The sequence below is a fragment of the Limnohabitans sp. MMS-10A-192 genome, assembly GCF_003063335.1.
In the GTDB taxonomy this organism is placed as follows: domain Bacteria; phylum Pseudomonadota; class Gammaproteobacteria; order Burkholderiales; family Burkholderiaceae_C; genus Limnohabitans_A.
In genome coordinates this window covers 188,604-212,269 of sequence record NZ_NERX01000005.1, presented here as the reverse complement: position 1 = coordinate 212,269, position 23,666 = coordinate 188,604, and the positions used below count along the sequence as shown (strand labels likewise).

Here is a 23,666-nt window from a genome sequence, read left to right as displayed (position 1 = left end):
CCCGTTTGTCACTCGCTCGTTTGCCGCCTTCGTAAGTCGCATGTCGCTTGGTGGACACTTTGAACCCATCCCAGGGTCCGAACGAAGGTTTGCCATGGATCGCCCGGCGCGTGAACCGAATAGATCTCGGAATTTGCAACGTTGAGTAGCAGCCAGTGAAACCAGGAATGGCCACTGCGGTTCGACCAGGAAGTCGTGAGACTCTATGCTAAGTCCCAAGACGTCCTGCAAAGCCTTACACACTATTGATAAGTGTGTTTGCGCCAGGAGTTCTACTATTTCGTACGGACCTCCTGCAGCGTCTGGATGGCAGCTGCAGGAAGTCCGCACAGGAGGCGTCTGCCGTCGCCAACCGACAAACCCCAAGGCTCAGCCTGAAAACTACTGGAGACATATCATGAGCAACGCGACCAAAGTGGCATCCGAACCTGGAGTTGGAACCCGCAAGCTGTTTGAGAACGATAAGGTCATCGTCTGGGACTTCGTGCTTCCCGTAGGCGCGGAGACACCCGTCCACACCCATGACCACTCCTATATGTGGTTCGCGGTGCAAGGCGCACCGCTGCAGATCTACGATGAACACGGCAACGACGTGGGACTCTTCCCGGTACCCACGAACGGGGTCTTCGAGCTTAAGGTCCAGGACGGGACCATCGAGGTCATGTCCGAGATCGGTAAGGGCGCAAAGGTGCCGGCAAGGCACAAGGCCAAGAACGTCGGCAAGGAAGACTACAGAGAGATCTTGGTCGAGTGGAAATAAGCTTTCGGTCATGACCGTTCGCCGCTGGCCAACCTGGCCGGCGGTGAGGCGGTAGGGCTCTGCGTTCACATGATCTCCAGGATCCTGCGGTACTTGCTCGGGGCGAATCCCTGCATACCAACGAAGAAGCGTGTGAAGTTGCCCGCGGTATCGAAGCCAAGGTCGAAGGCAATGTCCTGCAGCTTGACGTCACGCTGCGCAAGGCTGAGCAAACCCGACTCCATCTTGAGCATGTTCACGAACAGCGCTGGGGACATTCCGGTCGACTTCTTGAAGAGCCGAAAGAACTGGGGTCGCGACAGCCCGGTCGCTGAGGCCATTGCGTCTGGACTCATGCCCGCATCATGGTCACTGAGCATGTGGTCGACGAGCTTTCTGATGCGTGCGTCGAAGCCCAATTCACCACGCTCGCCGGCGAAATGCAGCAGGTTCTGCGGTGGTGAGATCGTCAGCACCTCGCAGAATACGGCAGCAATCAGCAACTCCATCTCCCGCATGCTCGGCGGAATGTGCTGAGTCAGAGCATCAACCACGTCGTCCCGGGTCTGGGCCAGCCGCCGCGTCAAGGTATCGACCGGTCGCGCGAAGAACTTCGGGTGCGCGCTGTGCGCGAAGCGTCGATCCAGTTCCTTGAGCCATTGCGGCTGGAGGTAGAACGCGAGCAGGACGGTTTTCTCATTCGTCTCGCGGTGGTTGTAAAAGTGCGGCTCCCAAGCGTTGATCATCAGCGCACTCTGAGCCGTGACCGAGTACTCTTTGCCGTTGATCCCGAACTGGATGTCGGCTCCGCCGATCTTGAAAACGATATGACAGTCTCGATGCGCATGGAGCACCATCGAGTGGTCAAGGCGAACGAGCACGACCCGTCCGAAGGGGCCGTGGATGATGCGTAGCGGGTCTGACATCAGAATTCCTTTAAGCGAGTCATGCCTGCCATCTGAGGTGTGGCCTACGCCGTGAACTGCTCTTGCGAACGCTGGACGTCGTCCTCCACGGCCCACCCCACCAGAGCGGTGCAGACCTGGTAGCAGATGCACACCTCATTGATGCTGACAGCCTTGCGGAAGAATCTCTAGTTCTTACCCGCTGTCTGCAGCGCATATATACCTGAATATCCCGCTGAGAAATCCGGCGGTAATTCAATGATTCCAGTTTCCACGCGTGCATGAGTAGCCGGCTCGCCCCTGACCATCTGGTTGCGATGGATGCTGTCTACAACGGGTGCGGTATAGGCGAATGAGTCAGCAGCGGCGTACTGAATGATGTAGGTCGTGCGCAAGGTGTCCGAGCGATTTTGACTGGAGCCGTGCACTGCGAGGCCGTGATGTGCCACCACATCTCCCACATCCAGCTCATTGTCGACTACGTTCTCAAAGTCTTCCCGCGTCATCGTGTGGTTGCAATTGAGTTTATAGATGCCGTTTTCCCAATGACTGCGCGGCCCCAACTTGTGGCTGCCGGGGATCGTCTGAAGGCAGCCATTGATGGCGCGGGACGGATTCAAAGGTACGCTCAGAGCGACAAGATTGGTGTTGGTGTGAGGAAACACCGGCCAGTCCTGATGCCAGCCAATCTCTGCACCTCCATGAGGCAGTTTGAAATTGATCTTCGAGTGGTAAAACTTGACCGCTCCACCAAGCAGGTCTGCGGCGATGTCACCCAGGATCGAATCGAAAGCGGCTTCAACATACACCGAATCTAGTTCGGTTGGGCTGGAGATACGCCTGATACGTGGCGCAAGGGCGGTATGCGCAGGCTCTAGGTCGTAATGTTTTGACTTTTGCTGGAGTGATCGGCCCTCATCGTACAGTCGCTCAGTGGTCGCGATCAGCCTCGCAAGCAATTTGGGATCAAGTACCTGACGGAGATTGAGATAACCCGTATCGCGGTAGTCCCCGATCTGCTCAAGGGAAAGGATGCGTTGACGGCGGGTATTCATCTGGCTTCCTGCGTCGAGCTTGTAAGCGGGAAAATATGGTCGCTTCCCTTGATGAGTGGTTTTGTATTGGTTGACCGTACGTAGTCAGGACGTGGGTTGGGAACGTCGTTGCACCGGTTTGATACCGGGTTGTAGACCACATAAATCGCCCAACGATTGTGCTGGGACAAGTTATGCCCCGAGGCGTGCAGAATATTGCAGTCAAAGAACACCACGGTGCCGGGCTTGCCAGTGATCGCCACCGGTGCGGGGCTGCGAGCCATGATTTCTAGCAGCTTGTCCTTCGGCGTCACATAAAACTTGTAGCCCGTAGCGTCGTTGAATTCTGGCTCTAGATTGCCCTCTTTGTGGCTGCCCGGAATGAAGTACAAGCACCCGTTCATTTCTGTTGGCTCGTCCAGCATGACCAACGCTGTAGTTGGACGTGCCTCAGGCATGCCATCTCGCTTCCAAGTTCCGTAGTCCTGGTGCCACGCCCACACCGAACCGTCAATGGCGGTCTTCAAATTGCATTTGGTGTGATGGATGTAGAGCTCCTGCTCGGAAAGCAGATCCTGTGCGGGCTCGAGCATACGTGAAGTACGCGAGACGGCATGAAACACCGGTGAACCTGTAGGGCCGTCTTGCTCGTGGACCTGATAGATAGTTTTGGCAATATTGCTTCCCTTTTCCCGCACCAAGTGATCGGTGTCGATCACTTGAATTCGCTCAAGCTCGGCCCTCATGGCCGCTACTTCAGGGGCAGAAAAAAGGCCATCAAGGGTGAGAAATCCATCACGGCGGTAGGTTTCGATCTGCAGATGGGTGAGGCGCACTGGCAAACTCCTTAAACAGGAGTTCATGGTATGCGACTGGTATGCCAGTTGTCAAGTGCGGGTAATCAGGGTCCTGTGGGCGAAACCGAAAAGATCATCAATCAACCGATCACTTGCCTCGGCAGCTTTGTCAGATTTGCCGGAGGCCATCGCACGTGCAAGGGCCACGTGCAGACGCAGTGTCGCGTTGACTTGATCATGGTGATGGTAGAACCAGAAACGCCGTGAGGCCGAGTGCAGAGCGGACACGGCCGCAGCAGCCACAATGTTCCGAGCGCTGTGTGCTGACTGCCTGTTCATTTCGTTGTCCCATTTCAGGAATGCTACAAGGTCGTCAGACTTCACAGCAGTCTCCATGTTCTGAGCAATGGCAGCCATGGTCTCGCGCTCTGCCAGAGTGGCACGCGTAGCTGCAGATCGAGCAATAAGGCGGTCGAGTTCGCGCCGTGTCTCTAGGATTTGGAGTTGATGACCCACGTCGACGGCGGTGACCACCACACCGCGACGGGGCAAGATCTGAACAAGATGTTCGCGCGCCAGACGCTGCAAGGCTTCACGGATCGGCGTATGCCCAATGCCGATGCGTTCGCTGAGCATGGCCTCAGACACCACGCTGCCCGGCGCGAGTTCAAGAGTCACGATCATCTCTTCAATGAGGCGATAAGCTTCCTCGTTGAGTGAGGGCGGCACTTGGCTAGGAGTAGGCGATTTCGAGAGTACGCGAGGTCGACTGGTCATAATCAATATGGTGCCACAAGAAAATCCCCGACACTACAACTCACGAGGCATTTAGGATGGTGGCACGACCGCTTTGAGTCAGTATTAGCCATCTCGCCAATATAAAAGGATCGTCATCACCTCGAAGCGATCCAGAGCTTTGCAACTGTCAGCTGATCAGATTAAACCGGTCAGCGGACGAAGCAGTGACTACTGAGTTCGAGTGCCTGCTTCTGAGTTGAAGCCAAGAAGTTACTGTCGGATACGACCGACCGCTATCGCTGTATCTGAGTCAGGGGCTGGTTCACCGTGAAGACCGCTTTGGGTCGGCCTCTGCCAATCGGCAGAATTTCTGCAAGGTCTGCTTCCAGCCTTAAACAGTCATTGCCTCAGCCCACCAAAGCGACAAAAAAACCTCTTAATTCGTCCGCGCGTAACCCGTTGATTTATATAGGGGTGACGGGCGCGCCTTCCGGACTTCGGCCTGCGCTGGGTGGGGTGGGTCGGAGAGAGAATGTGCAAACGGAGAGTAAAACCTGCCGGTTACTGGCAGAAATGGCTCTCTCCGCAGTCCGCAAGAACCCGCAGGAACCCGCGCAAACACGCGGTAGTAGGCAAAAAAAAGCCAACCCCGAAGGGTTGGTTTTTCCTTTATTGGTGGAGCTGGGGGGATTTGAACCCCCGTCCATAAGTCTTTTTCGTACAGTTCTACATGTGTAGTCGTCTGATTTGAGTCTCGCCAAATGAACCGCGCAGCGACACGCTGAACACCCAGCCAGTACCCTTTTTTCTCACACCACCCCAAGGTACCCGAGGTGATGCCAGCCCATATGTTTTACCTTGCAGCCAGGACTTTGGGAGCTTTAACACCCCCATCACCCTAACCCAGCCTATCGGCCAACTGTTGCAAGGCTCACCGGATTAAGCGGCGAGTGCGAAACGTTCGTCGTTTGCAGTTAGTTTTTTTTCCGAAGATTAACGAGGATCAGAACCTCGACATGCCCTGCCACGCGTCCGAACCCATGTCGAAACCAGTGCAGCCCCTGAGTTTCCTATTTTAGGCCTGCTTGAGCGATTTCAAGAGGTCCAGCGGAGAATCAATGTGCAAATGGGCATTCCAGCGTGAAATATCGGCCTGCGCACCCAAATAACCGTAGGTGGCAGCCACTGTGCCCATGCCTGCGGCAAGGCCTGCGACGATGTCGCGTTCGTCATCGCCCACATACACGCAACGGGCAGGATCAATCCTCAAGCGACGAGCCGCCTCGAACAAGGGCTCTGGGTGAGGTTTGGCGTGCGGCGTGGTGTTGCCGCTGACAATCGCGCGCGCCGTGGCAAACAAGGGCATGGCGGCGGTCAGCGGGTCGGTGAAGCGGCTGGACTTGTTGGTCACCACGCCCCATGCCAAGCCTTGCGCCACCAGCGCATTGACCATGTCCACCACGCCATCAAAAATGCGGGTGCGCTCGGTCATGCAGTTTTCATAGTTGACGAAGAATTCTTCTTTCATCGCCTCGAAATCGGGATGCTCGGGCGTCATGCCAAAACCCAAGCCAATCATGCCGCGGGCGCCTGCACCGGCCATGGGGCGGTAGTGCTCCAAGGGCAAAGAGGGCAAGCCACGGGCCACGCGCATTTTGTCTACGGCTGCACCCAAGTCAGGGGCGCTGTCAATGAGCGTGCCATCCAGATCAAACAAGACAGCTTCAACATTCTTGAACATGCTCTTCAAGCCTTTCGGCATGCCATCAAATAATTCACACTGGTGTCATGGCTGAGCCAGTAGCGGCGTGTGAACGGGTTGTATTCCATGCCCTTGAAGCCCTGGATATCCAAGCCGGCATCACGGGCCCAAGTGGACAACTCACTGGGTTTGATCATCCGGGCAAATTCGTGCGTGCCTTTGGGCAAGAGCTTGAGGATGTATTCCGCGCCCACGATGGCAAACAGGAAAGATTTGGGGTTCCGGTTGAGGGTCGAGAAAAACACCCAGCCACCAGGCTTGACCATTTGCACACAGGCTTTGACGACCGAGGCCGGATCAGGCACGTGTTCCAACATTTCCATGCAAGTGACCACGTCAAATTGGGCGGCTTGTTCTGCCGCCAAAGCTTCAGCACTGATTTCGCGGTATTGAACGCCCGTCGTGCCGGCTTCCAGCGCATGCAATTGCGCCACTTTGAGCGATTTGGTCGCCAGGTCGATGCCTGTGACTTGCGCACCTTTGCGTGCCATGGCATCGGCCAAGATACCGCCACCGCAACCCACATCCACCACTTTCAGACCCGACAAAGGCACTTGGTTGTTGATCCACTCCAGACGCAGGGGGTTGATCTGGTGCAAAGGGCGGAATTCACTCTCGGGGTCCCACCAACGGTGGGCCAGATCAGAAAACTTGGCCAATTCGGCCGGATCGACGTTGTGTGCTGCTTGAGTCATGGGAGGAGATTGTGATGCAAGTGCCACATGTGCTTGTGCCGCAGACATAAAAAAAGCCCCATCGCTGGGGCTTTTTGGAATCCTTGGGAAGGATTACTTGTTGGCGCGGGTACCCACCACTTCGATTTCCACGCGGCGGTTTTTAGCACGGCCGGCAGAAGTCTTGTTGTCAGCAACGGGCTGCTTCTCGCCTTTGCCTTCGGTGTAAACGCGGTTTTTCTCGATGCCCTTGGACACCAAGTAGGCCTTCACAGCGTCAGCGCGCTTGACAGACAATTTCTGGTTGTAGCTGTCGCCACCCACGGAGTCGGTGTGACCCACAGCGATGATGACTTCCAGGTTGATGCCTTTGACTTTGCCAACCAGATCGTCCAGCTTGGCTTTGCCTTCTTTCTTCAACACAGCTTTGTCGAAGTCGAAGAACGCGTCAGCAGCGTAAGTCACTTTGGTTGCTGCAGCGGGGGCTGGAGCAGGTGCTGGAGCAGCTTTAGGAGCTGGAGCAGCCACAGGAGCTGGTGCTGGTGCTGGAGCAGCTTTAGGAGCCACGATGGCGCCGTCGCAACCGGCAGCTGCAGTAGCAGGTGTCCAGTTGGCATCGCGCCAGCACAGTTCTTGGTTGCTGTTTTTCCAGATCAGGTCGCCGGAGCCATTGCGCCAGTTGTCCACAGATTGAGCACCTGCGGCCGTTGCGAGAGCTGCGGCTGCAAACATCATTGCCACTTTGTTGAGTTTCTTCATGGTCTTCCTCTTGAGGGATTAAGCCGCAGACTCGCTGCGAAAAAAGAACGTTACAGATGACCGTCACCTGTAGCGCTGACATTTATTGTGCCATAGACATTCAAGGGTGCCGTTAATTGGGTCGCAACCTTGACAACCTATTACAAATTTGCAAACAAAGTTGTTGCATTCTTGCGACACCCTATTGCACCTAAAATGTTAGGTTCAATTCGCGTCACCCATCACCCCTCTATATATGACCCAGTTCGCCAAAGAAACACTGCCCATCAGTCTGGAAGAGGAAATGCGGCGCAGCTACCTCGATTACGCGATGAGCGTGATCGTGGGTCGCGCCCTGCCCGATGCCCGTGACGGCCTCAAACCTGTGCACCGCCGCGCCTTGTTCGCCATGCACGAGTTGAACAACGACTGGAACAGACCCTACAAAAAATCGGCCCGTATCGTGGGTGACGTGATCGGTAAGTACCACCCCCACGGTGACCAGTCGGTGTACGACACCATCGTGCGCATGGCGCAAGACTTTTCCATGCGCCACATGCTGGTGGACGGCCAGGGCAACTTCGGCTCGGTCGACGGCGACAACGCGGCCGCCATGCGTTACACCGAAATCCGATTGGCCAAGATCGCGCACGAGATGCTGGGCGACATCGACAAAGAAACCGTTGACTTCGGCCCCAACTACGACGGTTCGGAAAAAGAACCCTTGGTGCTGCCCTCGCGCCTGCCCAACTTGCTGATCAACGGCTCGGGCGGTATCGCCGTGGGCATGGCCACCAACATCCCACCACACAACCTCAACGAGGTGGTGGACGCTTGCCTGCATTTGCTGCGCAACCCGGAAGCGTCCATTGACGAGTTGATGGAAATCATCCCGGCACCCGACTTTCCGACTGCCGGCATCATCTACGGCATCACCGGTGTCAAGGACGGTTACCGCACAGGCCGTGGCCGCGTGGTCATGCGCGCCAAGTGCCACTTTGAAGACATCGACAAAGGCCAGCGCCAATCGATCATCGTGGACGAGCTGCCCTACCAGGTCAACAAGAAGTCCCTGCTCGAGCGCATCGCCGAGCTGGTGCACGAAAAGAAGATCGAAGGCATCAGCCACATCCAGGACGAATCCGACAAGTCCGGCATGCGGGTGGTGATCGAGCTCAAGCGCGGTGAAGTGCCCGAAGTGGTGCTGAACAACCTGTACAAACAGACCCAGCTGCAAGACACCTTTGGCATGAACATGGTCGCCCTGATCGATGGGCAACCCAAGCTGTGCAACCTGAAAGACCTGATCCAGGTCTTCTTGCAGCACCGCCGCGAAGTGGTGACACGCCGCACCGTGTTCGAGCTGCGCAAAGCGCGTGACCGTGGCCATGTGCTCGAAGGCCTCGCGGTGGCACTTGCCAACATCGACGATTTCATTGCGATCATCCGCAACGCCCCGACGCCACCTGTGGCCAAGGCCGAGCTGATGACTCGCGCCTGGGACAGCCAGATGGTGCGCACCATGCTGACCCGCGCCCGCGACGATGGCTCGACCATCAACGCCGACGATTACCGCCCAGAGGGTTTGGAGCGCGAATACGGTCTGGGCCAGGACGGCCTGTACCGCCTGTCCGACACGCAAGCGCAAGAAATCTTGCAAATGCGTCTGCAACGCCTGACCGGTCTGGAACAAGACAAGATCGTGGCGGAATACAAAGAAGTCATGTCGGTCATCGAAGACCTGCTGGACATTCTGGCCAAGCCCGAACGCGTCTCGACCATCATCGGCGACGAGCTGGGCACCGTGCGCCAAGAATTTGGCCAAACCAAAATCGGCGCTCGCCGCAGCCAGATTGAGCACAGCGCGCAAGACCTGTCGACCGAAGACCTGATCACGCCCACCGACATGGTGGTGACACTCTCGCACAGCGGCTACATCAAGAGCCAACCCTTATCTGAATACCGCGCCCAAAAGCGCGGTGGCCGTGGCAAACAAGCGGCCGCCACCAAAGAAGACGACTGGATCGACCAGCTCTTCATTGCCAACACACACGACTACCTGCTGTGCTTCTCCAACCGGGGCCGTTTGTACTGGCTCAAGGTCTGGGAAGTGCCTGCCGGTTCACGCGGCTCTCGCGGTCGTCCCATCGTCAACATGTTCCCGCTGCAAGAAGGCGAGAAAATCAACGTGGTGCTGGCCTTGACCGGTGAAGCACGCACCTTCCCTGAAAACCAGTATGTTTTCATGGGCACGTCCATGGGCACGGTCAAGAAGACCTCGCTGGACGAATTCAGCAACCCCCGCAAGGGCGGCATCATCGCCGTGAATCTGGACGAAGGCGACTATTTGATCGGCGCCGCCCTGACCGACGGCAAGCATGACGTGATGCTGTTCAGCGACGGCGGCAAGGCTGTGCGTTTTGACGAGAACGATGTGCGCCCGCTGGGCCGCAGCGCCCGCGGTGTGCGCGGCATGATGATCGAAGAAGGCCAGAGCGTGATCGCCATGCTGGTGGCCGAAGACGAAACGCAAAGCGTGTTGACCGCCACTGAGAACGGCTACGGCAAGCGCACAAGCATCGTCGAATACACCCGTCACGGCCGTGGCACCAAGGGCATGATCGCCATCCAGCAAAGCGAGCGCAACGGCAAAGTCGTCGCCGCCACCCTGGTGCATGCCGACGACGAGATCATGCTGATCACCGACACCGGCGTCTTGGTGCGCACCCGCGTGGCCGAGATCCGCGAACTGGGCCGTGCCACACAAGGCGTGACCCTGATCAACCTGGACGAAGGCGCCAAGCTGTCGGGCCTGCAACGCATTGTCGAAAACGATGCCAATGCAAACGACGGCGAAACCGACGCTCAAGACAGCACAGACGACAACACCCCAGCAGCGGAATAAGGCATGAGCCGAGCATTCAATTTCTCGGCCGGTCCGGCCGTCATGCCCGAAGAGGTCTTGCAACAAGCCGCCGCAGAAATGCTCGACTGGCATGATGCACAAGGCCGTTCCTCTGGCATGAGCGTGATGGAGATGAGCCACCGTGGCAAAGAATTCATCAGCATCTGCGAGCAAGCCGAAGCCGACCTGCGCGAACTGCTGGCCGTGCCTGCGAACTTCAAGATCCTGTTCATGCAAGGCGGCGGCTTGGCTGAGAACGCCATCGTGCCGATGAACCTGTCGCAAGGCGGGGCCATGGACTTTGTGCTGACAGGCAGCTGGAGCCAAAAATCTCTCAAGGAAGCGGGCAAGTACGGCACGGCGCGTGTCGCCGCATCGGCCCAGGCCGATGGCTTCACCTCCCTGCCCTCGCCCGCAAGCTGGCACATCGGCGCAGACAGCCGCTATGTGCACATCTGCGGCAACGAGACCATCCACGGCGTGGAATTTCATGAACTGCCTGACCTGAAAGCTTTGGGTTGCGATGCGCCTTTGGTCGTGGACTTTTCATCGCACGTGGCCTCGCGCCCGGTGGACTGGTCGCGTGTGGGCCTGGCCTTTGGCGGTGCGCAAAAAAACCTCGGGCCGGCTGGCCTGACCCTGGTCATCGTGCGCGAAGACCTGATCGGCCATGCCCTGCCGCATTGCCCCAGCGCTTTTGACTACAAGCTGGTGGCCGACAACCAGTCCATGTACAACACGCCGCCCACCTACAGCATTTACATCGCGGGTCTGGTGTTCCAGTGGCTCAAAAAGCATGGCGGCATCGCCGCCATGGAGCAACGCAACATCGCCAAAGCCCAGCTGCTGTACGACTGCCTAGACAACTCTGCGCTGTATGTGAACAAAGTTGACAAGGCCTGTCGCTCGCGCATGAACGTGCCCTTCTTCCTGCGCGATGAATCACGCAACGACGCCTTCCTGGCAGGGGCCAAAGCACGCGGCTTGCTGCAGCTCAAGGGCCACAAATCGGTCGGTGGCATGCGTGCCAGCATCTACAACGCCATGCCTCTTGAAGGTGTGCAAGCGCTGGTGAGCTACCTGCGCGAATTTGAAAAAACACAGGCTTAACGCCCTCAGGACCATGAGCCAACAACCTATCCAGTCCGAAGCGCTGGGCGCTTTGCGGGTGCAAATCGACTCGCTGGACAAGCAACTGCTGCAACTGCTGAACGACCGCGCCAAAGTGGCAGAAAAAGTCGGCGAAATCAAACGCGCCGAAGGCTCGCCCTTCTATCGTCCCGACCGCGTGGCGCAGGTCATCGACAAGATCACCCAAGCCAACCCCGGCCCGCTCAAGAACGAGCATGTGGCCTCCATTTGGCGCGAGATCATGTCGGCCTGCCTGGCCCTCGAAGCGCCACAGCGCGTGGCCGTACTCGGCCCGCAAGGCACGTTTTGCGAACAAGCCGCGATTGAGTTTTTTGGCAGCGCCGCCAACCTGATTTATTGCGCCAACTTCGACGAGGTCTTCCACGCCACTGCGGCTGGCTCCGCCCAATACGGCGTGGTGGGCATGGAAAACTCCACCGAAGGCGTGGTGGCCCGTTCGCTCGATTTGTTCTTGCGCTCGCCCGTGCATGTGGTGGGCGAAGTCAGCTTGCAAGTGCGCTTCAATCTGCTGCGCCAACTCAATTCAGACGCAGGCATCGAAGTCGTCATGGCCCACCCTCAGGCCTTGGCCCAGTGTCAAGGTTGGCTGTCCAAGCACCTGCCACACGTGGAGCGCCGCGCGGTGTCGAGTAACGCCGAAGGCGCCCGCTTGGCCGCCTCCAACCCCGCCTGGGCCGCTTTGGCCAGCGAACGCGCCGCCAGCCAGTTTGGCTTGCACATCGTGCACCACGCCATCCAGGACGAGGCCTTTAACCGCACGCGCTTCGCGGTGATTGCCTTGCCACAAACGCTGGCCACCCCACCCGCCTCGGGCAAAGACTGCACCAGCCTGGTGGTGTCGGTGCCCAACCGCCCGGGGGCTGTGCACGATTTGTTGGTGCCGCTCAAGAACAACGGCGTGTCCATGACCCGCTTTGAGTCGCGCCCGGCCAAATCGGGCCAGTGGGAGTACTACTTCTACATCGACTTGCAAGGCCACATCAGCGAACCGCATGTGGCTGCGGCCCTGCAAGAGCTGCAAGGCCTGTGCGCCTTCTACAAGGTCTTGGGTTCCTACCCGGTTTCCGAATGACATTCCAGCGGCTTGCCTTGATCGGCTGCGGCCTGATGGGCGGCTCGTTTGCGCTCGCTTTGCGCAAGGCCGGTCTGGTGCAAACCATCGCTGGCTTCAGCGCCTCTGAAAAAACCCGCCAACGCGCTGTCGAACTGGAAGTCATCGACCAAGCCTGCACCAGCGTGGCTGAAGCCGTGCAAGGCGCAGACTTGGTGCTGCTGGCCGTGCCCGTGGGCGCGATGCACAGCAGCTTTGCCGCCATGCGCGACGTGCTGGCGCCAAGTGCCTTGCTGATGGATGTGGGCTCCACCAAATGCGATGTGATTGCCGCAGCACTTGCCACCTTGGGCGACCGCCTGAGCTGCTTTGTGCCCGCCCACCCGATCGCGGGCAAAGAGGTCGCGGGCATCGAGCATGCCGAGGCCGCGCTGTACCAAGACCGCCGCACCATCCTCACGCCGCTGCCAAAAACCGGCATCCACAAAATGCAGGCTGCACACGATGTGTGGACCGCCATCGGCAGCCACGTGAGCAACATGACGCCCGAAGCACACGACGCCACCTTTGCAGCCGTCAGCCACCTGCCCCACATGCTGGCTTTTGCCGCTGTGAACGCTTTGACGACGCAGTCACAAGGGGCTGCGTTTTTGGAAATGGCAGGCCCGGGCTTCAGAGACTTCTCACGCATTGCCGCCTCAGATGCCTCAGTGTGGCGCGACATTTTGAGCGCCAACCACGCCGAAGTGCTCACACAAGTGACGCACTTCCGTGCGGCATTGGGCCAATTTGAAACCGCCTTGAAACAAGGCGACACCGCCGCGCTGCAACACCTGATTCAACAAGCCAGCGACGTGCGCTCGGCCTGGACACTGCAAGCGGGCAACGCTTGCAACAAAGCCTCAGAAGACTGAACGATGTTCTCCACCGCCTTCCTCGACCTTCCTGCGCTGCAAGGCGCGTCCGGCACCGTCACCCTGCCTGGCTCCAAAAGCATTTCCAACCGCGTGTTGCTGCTCTCGGCCTTGTGCCAAGGCACCACGGTGGTCCACGACCTGCTGGACTCGGACGACACCCGCGTGATGCTGGCCGCGCTGCGCCAACTGGGCTGCGGCGTAGAGGTGGCAGGCACCACAGTGACCATCACCGGTCTGGGCGGTCGCGCTTGGCCTGCCGAGGCGATCGAGTTTTTCATGGGCAATGCGGGCACGGCCATGCGCCCACTGACGGCCGCGTTGGCCGTGCAAGGCGGCGACTTCACGCTCAAGGGCGTGCCCCGCATGCACGAGCGCCCCATTGGTGATCTGGTGGACGCGCTGCGCGAACTCGGTTGCGCCATCGACTACCTGGGCAACGAGGGCTACCCGCCCCTGCGCATTGGCCAGCCAAAGCTGCAACTCGACAAGCCCATCCCCGTGCGCGGCGATGTGTCCAGCCAGTTCCTGACCGCTTTGCTGATGGCGTTACCGTTGGCCGCGCAGGACCGTGCGATCACCATCGAAGTGGTGGGTGAACTCATCAGCAAGCCCTACATCGAAATCACACTCAACCTGCTGGCGCGCTACGGCATTGCGGTGGAACGCCAAGGCTGGGAACGTTTTGTCATCCCTGCGGGCAGCCGCTACCAGTCACCGGGCACGATCCACGTCGAAGCCGATGCATCCTCGGCCAGCTACTTCATCGCACTGGGCGCCATCGCCAAAGGTGACGGCATCCGCATCCAGGGCGTGGGCGCAGACTCCATCCAGGGCGACATCCGCTTCATGGACGCCGCCGCCCAAATGGGCGCCAAAATCACCAGCGGCCCCAACTGGCTCGAAATCCAGCGCGGTGCCTGGCCGCTCAAAGGCATCACGCTCGACTGCAACCACATCCCCGACGCCGCCATGACGCTGGCCGTGATGGCGCTGTACGCCGACGGCCCGACCACGCTGCGCAACATCGCCAGCTGGCGCGTGAAGGAAACCGACCGCATCGTGGCCATGGCCACCGAAAGCCGCAAGCTCGGCGCCACCGTCGAAGAAGGCCCGGATTGGATCACCATCCACCCCCTTCCCGCCGCAAAATGGCAACGTGCCAGCATCCACACCTACGACGACCACCGCGTGGCCATGTGCTTTTCGCTGGCCGCGTTCAACGCCGACCAGGTGCCGGTGCGCATCGAAGACCCCAAGTGCGTGGCCAAGACCTTCCCCGATTACTTCGAGGCCCTGTTCTCGGTGGCGCACACCAGCGCCCAGAACATCCCGGTGATTTGCATCGACGGCCCCACCGCCTCGGGCAAGGGCACGCTGGCCAGCCGCGTGGCGGCCGCTTTGGGCTACCACTACCTGGACTCGGGCGCGCTCTACCGCGTGACCGCCCACGCAGCTTTGCAAGCGGGTCTCACTCTGGAGGCCGCCGATGAAGCGAAGATCGCCGATCTCGCCCGCCGCTTGCCCGTGCGCTTTGAGGGCGAGCAAGTGCTGCTCGACAACGTGGACGTGACCGATGCCATCCGCAGCGAGCAAGGCGGCATGAACGCCTCCAAGGTGTCCGTCTTGCCCGCCGTGCGCGAGGCCTTGGTCGATCTGCAGCACAGCTTCCAGCGCCTGCCGGGCCTCTTGGCCGATGGCCGCGACATGGGCACCGTGATCTTCCCCAACGCCCCTTTGAAGGTGTTTTTGACCGCCAGCGCCGCCCAAAGGGCCGAAAGACGGCATAAGCAATTGATTTCTAAGGGTTTTTCGGCTAATATCGACAGTCTTCGCGCCGATCTGGAGGCGCGCGATGCACGGGACATGTCCCGCAGCGTGGCGCCCCTCCAAGCTGCGCAAGATGCCTTGCAACTGGACAACTCGTCCTTGTCCATCGAAGCTTCGGTGGATCAGGTCCTGAGCTGGTGGCAAGGCAGGCAGGTTTTTGGCGCATGACTTTGCGCCGTACACCCGCCAACAGCCCGCTGAACGCGGGCTGATTTTCAGGTTCCACGCCGCTCCTCTCGTGCAGCTTGCACATCGGCAGCGTGGATTTTGCTAACCAACCGCGGTTCACACCGCAAACCAATCGCCACTGCAGCTCCTGGAAACGACGCATACCGCGTTCGTCAGTCCTGTTGGTGGATGAGGAAATCACATGTCTGAATCTTTTGCCGCCCTCTTTGAGGAATCCCTGCAACGTACCGAAATGCGCCCTGGTGAAGTCATCACCGCTGAAGTGGTGCGCATCGAACACAACTTCGTGGTTGTCAACGCTGGCCTCAAGTCCGAGTCCTACGTGCCCCTCGAAGAGTTCAAGAACGACCAGGGTGAAGTCGAAGTCCAGGTCGGCGACTTTGTGTCCGTGGCCATCGGCTCCATCGAAAACGGCTACGGCGACACCATCTTGTCCCGTGACACCGCCAAGCGTCTGGCTTCCTGGATGTCTTTGGAAAAAGCCCTGGAATCCGGCGAGTTCGTCACTGGCGTGACCAGCGGCAAAGTCAAAGGTGGCCTGACCGTTTTGGTCAACGGCATCCGCGCTTTCTTGCCCGGCTCTTTGGTCGACACACGTCCTACCAAAGACCTGTCACCCTATGAGAACAAGACCCTGGAATTCAAGGTCATCAAGCTCGACCGCAAGCGCAACAACGTCGTGTTGTCTCGCCGTGCCGTGGTGGAAGCCTCCATGGGCGAAGAGCGCGCCAAACTGATGGAAACCCTGCGCGAAGGCTCCATCGTCAATGGCGTGGTCAAGAACATCACTGAATACGGTGCGTTCGTGGACCTGGGCGGCATCGACGGCCTGTTGCACATCACCGACATGGCATGGCGCCGTGTCCGTCACCCATCCGAAGTGGTGACGGCTGGTCAGGAAATCACCGCCAAGATCCTGAAGTTCGACACCGAGAAAAACCGCGTGTCCTTGGGTCTGAAGCAAATGGGCGACGACCCATGGATGGGCGTGAACCGCCGCTACCCACAAAGCACCCGCATGTTCGGCAAGATCACCAACATCGCCGACTACGGCGCGTTTGTGGAACTCGAGCCAGGCATCGAAGGTTTGGTGCACGTGTCCGAAATGGACTGGACCAACAAGAACGTTGCGCCTTCCAAGATCGTTGCTTTGGGTGACGAAGTCGAAGTCATGGTCCTCGAGATCGACGAAGACAAGCGCCGCATCAGCTTGGGCATGAAGCAGTGCCGTGCCAACCCATGGCAAGAGTTCGCTCAGAACACCAAGCGCGGCGACCGCGTCAAGGGCCCGATCAAGTCGATCACCGACTTCGGCGTGTTCGTGGGCTTGGCTGCCGGCATCGACGGCCTGGTGCACTTGTCTGACCTGTCCTGGAACGAGTCTGGCGAAAACGCCGTGCGCGAATTCAAGAAGGGTCAAGAAGTTGAGGCCTTGGTCTTGGCTGTGGACGTGGACCGCGAGCGCATCAGCTTGGGCATCAAACAGCTCGACTCCGATCCTTTCACCACCTTCACATCCATCAACGACAAAGGCCAGACCGTCACCGGTAAGGTCAAGACTGTGGATGCCAAGGGCGCTGAAATCGACCTGGGCGAAGACATCGTGGGTTACCTGCGCGTGTCCGAAATCTCGCGTGACCGCGTGGAAGACGCCAGCCATGTGCTGAAAGTCGGCGACGAAGTGACTGCTGTGGTGGTGAACGTGGATCGCAAGACCCGCAACATCCAGTTGTCGATCAAAGCCAAAGACCAAGCTGACCAGCAAGAAGCCATGGCTTCGCTGTCGCAACAGTCTTCGCGTGAAAACGCTGGCACCACCAGCCTGGGCGCACTGCTGCGCGCCAAGTTGGACAACAACTGATCGTTGTTGAACTGAAAGACAGCTGCTGTCTGTAAAGCCTGCCCCTGTGATGGGGGCAGGCTTTTTTCAGACCTCTGCAGATGACTTGAAAATAAGAAGAACTCCATGACACGCTCTGATCTGGTTGAAGAATTGGCCGCGCGCTACGCGCAGTTGACCCACCGTGACGCCGAACTGGCCGTCAAAACGGTGCTGGATGCCATGAGCGATGCCTTGGTGCGCGGGCACCGCATCGAAATTCGCGGCTTTGGCAGCTTTTCGATCAACCGCCGCCCACCCCGCATCGGTCGCAATCCGCGCTCGGGCGAAAGCGTTGAGATCCCTGAAAAACGGGTGCCCCATTTCAAACCCGGCAAAGCCTTGCGTGAGGCTGTAGATGCCGGCACTGCTGCGGCTACCGCCAAGAACAAAACCTGATCGGTCAAGCACCGCACACACGCAAACATGCCGGTCTTGAGGCCCATTAGAATGTTTGCAGCTTCCCGAGGTTCCCCATGAAACGTCTGCTTCGCCTGCTTCAGTGGCTGCTGAAAGCAGCGGTTTTTTTCACCCTCTTTGCATTCGCGCTGAACAACCAGCAAGAAACGCGTGTCAATTTCTTTTTTGGCACCTCTTGGCAAGCCCCCACCGTGTTGGTGGTGCTGTCAGCGTTCGCTCTGGGCGTGGTGATTGGCGTGCTGGGCATGGTGCCTCGCTGGTGGCGCCACCGCCAGGCGGCCCAACAAAATACCAAGACAAGCCCTGAAGCAACACCTTCGCCCGAGACACCGCATGGAACTTGACCTGACCTGGATTTTGCTGGGCTTGCCCATGGCTTTTGGCCTGGGCTGGCTGGCTTCGCGCCTGGACCTGCGCCAGCTGCGCATCGCCAACCGCCAAGCACCGCGCGCCTATTTCAAGGGCCTCAATTACCTGCTCAATGAGCAGCAGGACCAGGCCATCGACGCCTTCATCGAAGCCGTCCAGAACGACCCCGACACCTCGGAATTGCACTTCGCCCTGGGCAACTTGTTTCGCCGTCGCGGCGAGTACGACCGTGCCGTGCGCGTGCACGAACACCTGCTGTCTCGTGCCGACTTGAGCAACGCCGATCGCCAGCGCGCACAACACGGTTTGGCACTCGATTACCTGAAAGCCGGTCTGCTCGATCGGGCCGAAGAAGCTTTGCGCAAACTCGAGGGAACAACGTATGAAGGTCAAGCCCGTCTGGCTCGCTTGGCCATTTACGAACGTTCACGCGAGTGGCCCGAAGCCACGCTGGTGGCACAACTGCTTGAAAAATCAGGGGAAGCCAACTTCAGCGTGCGCATGGCGCACTACCAATGCGAGCTGGCAAGGGAGGCTGTACAGCAAGGCGACTCAGCCAAAGCCCTGCAACTGCTGCAAGGCGCCATCATCGATTCACCCGACGCACCCCGTCCACGGATTTTGTTGGGCCAACTGCAACTGGCCCAAGGCCAGAGCCATGCTGCTTTTGAAACACTGAAGACGCTGTTTGAGAAAACAGATGCCTCGGCCCCCCTGGCAGCCAGCAGCTTGGCCAAAGCCGCCCAAGCGGCCCATTTGAGCGCGACCGCATTCCATGTTCTGGAGGCGCATTACGCCAAACAACCTTGCATCGATGTGCTCGAAGCCATGGCCAGCTTGGAAACTGCAGAACCATCCGGTCAAGCGGCATCGCATCAACGGTACCTGGACCATTTGCAAAAGCACGCATCCTTGATGGCAGCCTCGCGTTGGCTCAATGGGCAAGCGCAGCCAGACCCCCTGCCTGCGCCCGTTCAAAAAGCATTGGAGCAAGCCACGCGTCCCTTGGCCCGTTACCGCTGTGCGGCCTGTGGCTTTGAAGCCAAAGAGCATTTCTGGCATTGCCCCGGTTGCCAGGCTTGGGACAGCTACCCGCCGCGACGCGTCGAAGAACTTTGAGACCACCGCTTGTAACATTTTGTTTCAAGCGAGCTTTCCAAAAACTTTACCCGCTCACGCCCAGGCCAGAAAATTGCCCTGTCTTGCAAACAACTGGTTCACCAGTACAGGGGAGGGGCATCGCATGATCCCAAAAATAACTGCCGTGCTGGTGACCGGTTTGTTTGCCGGACTTGGCTGGGCACAGATCGAACTGAACCAAGCCTCAGAAATTGACCTGGACGGTCTCCAAGGCGTGGGTCCAAGCCTGACACGACAAGTGCTCAATGAGCGTCAAAAAGGCGCGTTCACAGATTGGGCAGATGTCATGCAGCGCATCAAGGGCATCGGCCCCAAAAAAGCAGACAGTTTGTCTGCGCAAGGGCTGAGGGTACAGGGCCAGTTGTACACGCCTTCAGCACCAACCTCAGCGCCAGCCACTACGACACCCAAGCCCCAATAAATGGCTTGCTGCCACACCCGCGGTGGCCTGCTGTTGAAGTCGACACCGGAGGGCACCCGTCAAACGGCGCCAAATCCCCCGCCACCCGGTGTGTGGATCTCAAACACATCGCCCGCCTGCATCTCCACTTGGCCAATGTGACCCAGCTCTTGCACGCTGCCATCGGCGCGAACCACGCGGTTGATGCCCGGCAGGCCACTGTGCCCACCCGCCATGCCAAAGGCCGGATGGATGCGCCCGTTGGACAAAATGCCCGCCGTCATCGGCTCCAGAAAACGCATACTCCGCACGCCGCCATCGCCACCGTGCCAGCGCCCCGCGCCGCCTGAGCCCTGGCGGATCGCGTAACTTTCCAGCCGCACCGGAAAGCGGAACTCCAGCACCTCGGGGTCCGTGAGGCGTGAATTGGTCATGTGGGTTTGCACCACCGAGGTGCCGTCAAAACCGCCCACCAGCTGGCCTTGCGCGTCATAGCGGCCCCCCGCCCCACTGCCGCCCGAAATGGTTTCGTAATACTGCACGCGGGCATTGCCGAAGGTGAAGTTGTTCATGGTCGGCTGGCTGCCCGCCATCACACCCAATGCGCCAAACAGCGCATTGGTGATGCAGGTCGAGGTTTCCACATTGCCCGCCACCACCGAAGCGGGTGGGTTGGGGTTGAGCATGGAGCCCTTTGGAATGATGACCTTGAGCGGTTTCAAGCAACCCGCGTTCAGCGGGATGTCGTCATCCACCAAGCTGCGGAACACGTAGAGCACAGCGGCCATGCACACGGCACGGGGCGCGTTGAAGTTGTTGGGCAACTGAGCGCTGGTGCCCGTGAAATCGATCTCGGCCGTGCGATCTTGCGCATTCACACGCACCGCCACCTGGATCTGCGCCCCGTTGTCGAGCGGCAAAGTGAATTGCCCATCTTTGAGGCGTGTGATGACGCGGCGCACCGATTCTTCGGCGTTGTCTTGCACATGGCGCATGTAGGCCTGCACCACATCCAGACCAAACTGCTCCACCATGCGGCGCAGCTCCTGCACGCCTTTTTCGTTGGCGGCAATTTGTGCCTTCAAATCGGCCATGTTCTGCTGCGGGTTGCGCGAGGGGTATTCACCGCTTTGCAGCAGCGCCACCATCTCGGCCTCGCGCAGGTGACCCGCATCGACCAATTTGAAGTTGTCGATCTGCACACCCTCTTCTTCGATGCGCGTGGAAAACGGCGGCATGGAGCCCGGCGTCAAACCGCCCACATCGGCGTGGTGCCCGCGTGAGCCCACGTAAAACACCGGCTCGGCATGGCCTTCCAGATACACCGGCGTGATCACGGTGATGTCGGGCAAATGCGTGCCGCCGTGGTACGGGTCGTTCAGCACAAACACATCGCCCGGCTGCATACGGCCCTTGTTCTCGTGAATGACGGTCTGGATGCTCTCGCCCATGGAGCCCAAATGCACCGGCATGTGCGGTGCGTTGGCGATCAAATGCCCCTCGGCGCTGAACAGCGCACACGAAAAGTCCAGCCGCTCTTTGATGTTGACCGAGTAAGCCGTGTTTTGCAGCTGCAGCCCCATTTGCTCGGCGATGTTCATGAACAGGTTGTTGAACACCTCCAGCAGCACCGGGTCGGCCTGCGTGCCTGCGGCGTGTTGCACTGCCCGCGCTTGCACGCGCACCAGCAGCAAATGGTCCAGAGCCGTGAGGCGCGCTTGCCAACCGGCTTCCACCACGGTGGTGGCATTTTTCTCGGCAATGATGGCGGGGCCGTCGATCACGTCGCCGGGGCGCATGTCTTCTCGCACCACCAGCGCGGCACCCTGCCACTTGGCCACGCCTTGCGCGTTGGCGGCGTACACCTGCACCGTATCGCGGCGCGGCACATCGCGTTGCGGGTGCACGGCCAGCACCGCCTCTTCGGGGGCATCGCCGGGCAGCACCGCCTCGACCGACACGGCCTCGACCACCAAGGCTTTGCCCTGCATCAAAAAGGCAAAGCGCTGACGGTACGCCGCCTCAAACCCGGCCACCAACTGGGCTTGATCACCCCATGGCACGACCAGCGCCGAGTCGGTGCCTTCGTAGCGCAAATGCGCGCGTTGGCGCAGCTCGATGCGGTCGGCACCTCCGACATCCACGCCCATTTGCGCCAGCAAGGCTTGGCGCGAGGTCTCGCCCAAAGCCTGCAGGCGCTCGGCCATGAAGGGCATGGCCGCAGCGTCCAGACGCCGCTCAATGGATTCTTCGCGCATCACGTTCTGGTCGGCCAGGCCCATGCCGTAAGCCGACAAGACACCCGCCAGCGGGTGCACCAGCACCTGCGACATGCCCAGGGCATCGGCCACCAGACAAGCGTGCTGCCCGCCCGCGCCACCAAAGCACTGCAGGGTGTAACGCGTCACGTCGTAACCCCGCGCCACCGAGATTTTCTTGATCGCGTTGGCCATCTGTTGCACCGCGATCTGGATGAAGCCATGCGCCACGTCTTCGGCCGCTCGCCCGGTTTGTGCGGCCAGCTGATCAAAATGCCCGCGCACCACCTCAGCGTCCAACGGCTGGTTCGCCTCGGGGCCGAACACCGAAGGGAAAAACCTGGGCTGCACCTTGCCCACCATCACGTTCGCATCGGTCACGGCCAGCGGCCCACCTCGGCGGTAGCTGGCGGGCCCCGGGTTGGCCCCCGCGCTTTGTGGCCCCACCCGAAAGCGCGCACCGTCATAGGCCAGCAAAGACCCGCCACCTGCGGCCACCGTGTGGATGCTCATCATCGGCGCGCGCATGCGCACCCCCGCCACTTGCGTTTCAAACTCGCGCTCGAACTGCCCGGCAAAGTGCGACACATCGGTGGACGTGCCACCCATGTCAAAGCCAATCACCTTGTCGTGCCCCGCCAGCTGCGCCGTGCGGGCCATGCCCACAATGCCGCCCGCCGGGCCGCTCAAAATCGCGTCCTTGCCCGCAAACACCTGCGCGTCCGTGAGACCACCCGAAGACTGCATGAACATCAGCTTCACACCCGGCATCTCGCTGGCCACCTGGTTCACATAGCGCCCCAAAATCGGTGACAAATACGCATCCACCACCGTGGTGTCACCCCGACTGACCAGCTTCATCATCGGGCTGGTCTGGTGCGAGGTGCTGACCTGCGTGAAACCCTCCTCACGCGCCAGGCGCGCAGCGGCCAGCTCATGCGCCGTGTGCCGCCAGCCGTGCATGAACACGATGGCCACCGAGCGCACACCTTGCTGGTGCGAATGCTTCAATTGGGTGCGCAAATGCGCCTCATCAAGCGGCTGCAACACTTCGCCGTCCACCGTCACGCGCTCCTGTGCCTCCACCACCGCGCTGTAGAGCAACTCGGGCAAAACAATCTGACGGTCAAACAAACGCGGACGGTTTTGGTAGGCGATGCGCAGCGCATCGCCAAAGCCCTGCGTGGTGACCAGTAGCGTCGCCTCGCCCTTGCGCTCCAGCAGCGCGTTGGTGGCCACCGTGGTGCCCATCTTCACGCACTCGACCAGTTCGGGCGTGACCGGCTCGCCAGCTTGGAGGCCCAGCAAATGGCGAATGCCAGCCACCGCCGCATCACGGTACTGCTCGGGGTTTTCAGAGAGCAGCTTGTGCGTGACCAAAGTGCCGTCGGGCCGCTTGCCGACCACGTCGGTGAAGGTGCCGCCCCGGTCAATCCAGAATTGCCAACGGTTTTTGCATGCGGGTGTGAGGATAGGTTCTGTCATAAGTCACTCAACAATCAGAATAAATTGATCCGATCCAATGAAGTTAAAACATCGTTGGCGTGCGCGTGTTTGTCATCCGACTTTTTTCTTTGTCATCTGACTTTTTCCTTTGTCATCCCGGGCGAAGACCAGGGATCCAGTGTTGACCGCTGCCCTTTGCAAAAGTCGGCTGTGTGCTCTGGATCCCGGCTCAAGGCCGGGATGACAAAGAGATGGGCCGGTATGACAAAGAGAGGGGCCAGGATGACAAAGAGACAGCCAGGATGAGAAAGAGCGGGCTGGCTGGT

The 23,666-nt window shown here is 59.5% G+C and carries 19 protein-coding genes and 1 other RNA gene; 11 read left to right on the top strand and 9 right to left on the bottom strand.

Annotated elements, in window-relative coordinates:
- Positions 1–397 precede the first annotated feature (397 nt).
- Positions 398–760, top strand: a complete 363-nt coding sequence (locus B9Z43_RS12405) for a hypothetical protein (protein ID WP_108326032.1) — start codon at positions 398–400, stop codon at positions 758–760.
- 65 nt (positions 761–825) lie between these two features.
- Here the strand turns inward: B9Z43_RS12405 and B9Z43_RS12400 are convergent, their stop codons facing one another.
- From B9Z43_RS12400 to ompA, 8 genes are all read right to left on the bottom strand, one after another.
- Positions 826–1,665 carry an AraC family transcriptional regulator gene (locus B9Z43_RS12400; RefSeq protein ID WP_108326030.1) on the bottom strand — a complete coding sequence of 280 codons (840 nt, stop codon included), beginning with the start codon at positions 1,663–1,665 and terminating at the stop codon, positions 826–828.
- A 167-nt stretch (positions 1,666–1,832) separates the two neighbouring features.
- Positions 1,833–2,699: a phytanoyl-CoA dioxygenase family protein gene (locus B9Z43_RS12395; protein ID WP_108326027.1), complete on the bottom strand. Its 867-nt coding sequence runs from the start codon at positions 2,697–2,699 to the stop codon at positions 1,833–1,835.
- Positions 2,696–3,514 carry a phytanoyl-CoA dioxygenase family protein gene (locus B9Z43_RS12390; protein WP_108286160.1) on the bottom strand — a complete coding sequence of 273 codons (819 nt, stop codon included), beginning with the start codon at positions 3,512–3,514 and terminating at the stop codon, positions 2,696–2,698. The genes B9Z43_RS12395 and B9Z43_RS12390 overlap by 4 nt, the downstream gene beginning before the upstream one ends.
- A 51-nt stretch (positions 3,515–3,565) precedes the next feature.
- Positions 3,566–4,252, bottom strand: a complete 687-nt coding sequence (locus B9Z43_RS12385) for a GntR family transcriptional regulator (protein WP_108326025.1) — start codon at positions 4,250–4,252, stop codon at positions 3,566–3,568.
- A gap of 634 nt (positions 4,253–4,886) precedes the next feature.
- Positions 4,887–5,275, bottom strand: a transfer-messenger RNA (tmRNA) gene (gene ssrA / locus B9Z43_RS12380).
- Between the two features lie 13 nt (positions 5,276–5,288).
- Positions 5,289–5,954, bottom strand: a complete 666-nt coding sequence (locus B9Z43_RS12375; RefSeq protein WP_108326143.1) for an HAD-IA family hydrolase — start codon at positions 5,952–5,954, stop codon at positions 5,289–5,291.
- Between the two features lie 5 nt (positions 5,955–5,959).
- On the bottom strand, positions 5,960–6,670 hold the full coding sequence (gene ubiG, locus B9Z43_RS12370) for a bifunctional 2-polyprenyl-6-hydroxyphenol methylase/3-demethylubiquinol 3-O-methyltransferase UbiG (protein ID WP_108326023.1): 711 nt from the start codon (positions 6,668–6,670) through the stop codon (positions 5,960–5,962).
- A gap of 93 nt (positions 6,671–6,763) precedes the next feature.
- A complete protein-coding gene (gene ompA, locus B9Z43_RS12365; protein WP_108326021.1) occupies positions 6,764–7,408 on the bottom strand; it encodes an outer membrane protein OmpA in 645 nt (214 codons plus the stop codon).
- 235 nt (positions 7,409–7,643) lie between these two features.
- Between ompA and gyrA the strand changes: the two genes are divergently transcribed.
- The 10 genes from gyrA to B9Z43_RS12315 all read left to right on the top strand — a co-directional run bounded on the left by gyrA (position 7,644) and on the right by B9Z43_RS12315 (position 19,657).
- Positions 7,644–10,292, top strand: coding sequence for a DNA gyrase subunit A (gyrA, locus tag B9Z43_RS12360; protein WP_108326019.1), 2,649 nt, complete (start codon positions 7,644–7,646; stop codon positions 10,290–10,292).
- A 3-nt stretch (positions 10,293–10,295) separates the two neighbouring features.
- The gene (serC, locus tag B9Z43_RS12355; RefSeq protein ID WP_108326017.1) at positions 10,296–11,402 is read left to right on the top strand and encodes a 3-phosphoserine/phosphohydroxythreonine transaminase; all 1,107 of its coding nucleotides are present in this window, start codon (positions 10,296–10,298) and stop codon (positions 11,400–11,402) included.
- A gap of 13 nt (positions 11,403–11,415) precedes the next feature.
- A complete protein-coding gene (gene pheA, locus B9Z43_RS12350) occupies positions 11,416–12,516 on the top strand; it encodes a prephenate dehydratase (protein ID WP_108326014.1) in 1,101 nt (366 codons plus the stop codon).
- Positions 12,513–13,409 carry a prephenate dehydrogenase/arogenate dehydrogenase family protein gene (locus B9Z43_RS12345; RefSeq protein WP_108326012.1) on the top strand — a complete coding sequence of 299 codons (897 nt, stop codon included), beginning with the start codon at positions 12,513–12,515 and terminating at the stop codon, positions 13,407–13,409. Before pheA ends, B9Z43_RS12345 begins: the two co-directional genes overlap by 4 nt.
- Before the next feature lie 3 nt (positions 13,410–13,412).
- Entirely contained in the window at positions 13,413–15,407 is a 1,995-nt protein-coding gene (locus B9Z43_RS12340; protein WP_108326010.1) for a bifunctional 3-phosphoshikimate 1-carboxyvinyltransferase/cytidylate kinase, read from the top strand.
- A 202-nt stretch (positions 15,408–15,609) separates the two neighbouring features.
- Positions 15,610–17,289, top strand: coding sequence for a 30S ribosomal protein S1 (rpsA, locus tag B9Z43_RS12335; protein ID WP_108326008.1), 1,680 nt, complete (start codon positions 15,610–15,612; stop codon positions 17,287–17,289).
- 105 nt (positions 17,290–17,394) lie between these two features.
- Positions 17,395–17,706 (top strand): integration host factor subunit beta, encoded by a 312-nt coding sequence (locus B9Z43_RS12330; RefSeq protein WP_108326006.1) that lies wholly within the window; start codon positions 17,395–17,397, stop codon positions 17,704–17,706.
- Between the two features lie 77 nt (positions 17,707–17,783).
- Positions 17,784–18,071 carry a lipopolysaccharide assembly LapA domain-containing protein gene (locus B9Z43_RS12325; protein WP_108326004.1) on the top strand — a complete coding sequence of 96 codons (288 nt, stop codon included), beginning with the start codon at positions 17,784–17,786 and terminating at the stop codon, positions 18,069–18,071.
- Complete coding sequence (lapB, locus tag B9Z43_RS12320; protein WP_108326002.1) at positions 18,061–19,215, top strand: lipopolysaccharide assembly protein LapB; 1,155 nt, start codon at positions 18,061–18,063, stop codon at positions 19,213–19,215. The genes B9Z43_RS12325 and lapB overlap by 11 nt, the downstream gene beginning before the upstream one ends.
- 124 nt (positions 19,216–19,339) lie before the next feature.
- Positions 19,340–19,657 (top strand): helix-hairpin-helix domain-containing protein, encoded by a 318-nt coding sequence (locus B9Z43_RS12315; RefSeq protein ID WP_108326000.1) that lies wholly within the window; start codon positions 19,340–19,342, stop codon positions 19,655–19,657.
- A gap of 59 nt (positions 19,658–19,716) precedes the next feature.
- Here the strand turns inward: B9Z43_RS12315 and B9Z43_RS12310 are convergent, their stop codons facing one another.
- Positions 19,717–23,379, bottom strand: a complete 3,663-nt coding sequence (locus tag B9Z43_RS12310; protein ID WP_108325997.1) for a hydantoinase B/oxoprolinase family protein — start codon at positions 23,377–23,379, stop codon at positions 19,717–19,719.
- Positions 23,380–23,666: the final 287 nt, after the last annotated feature.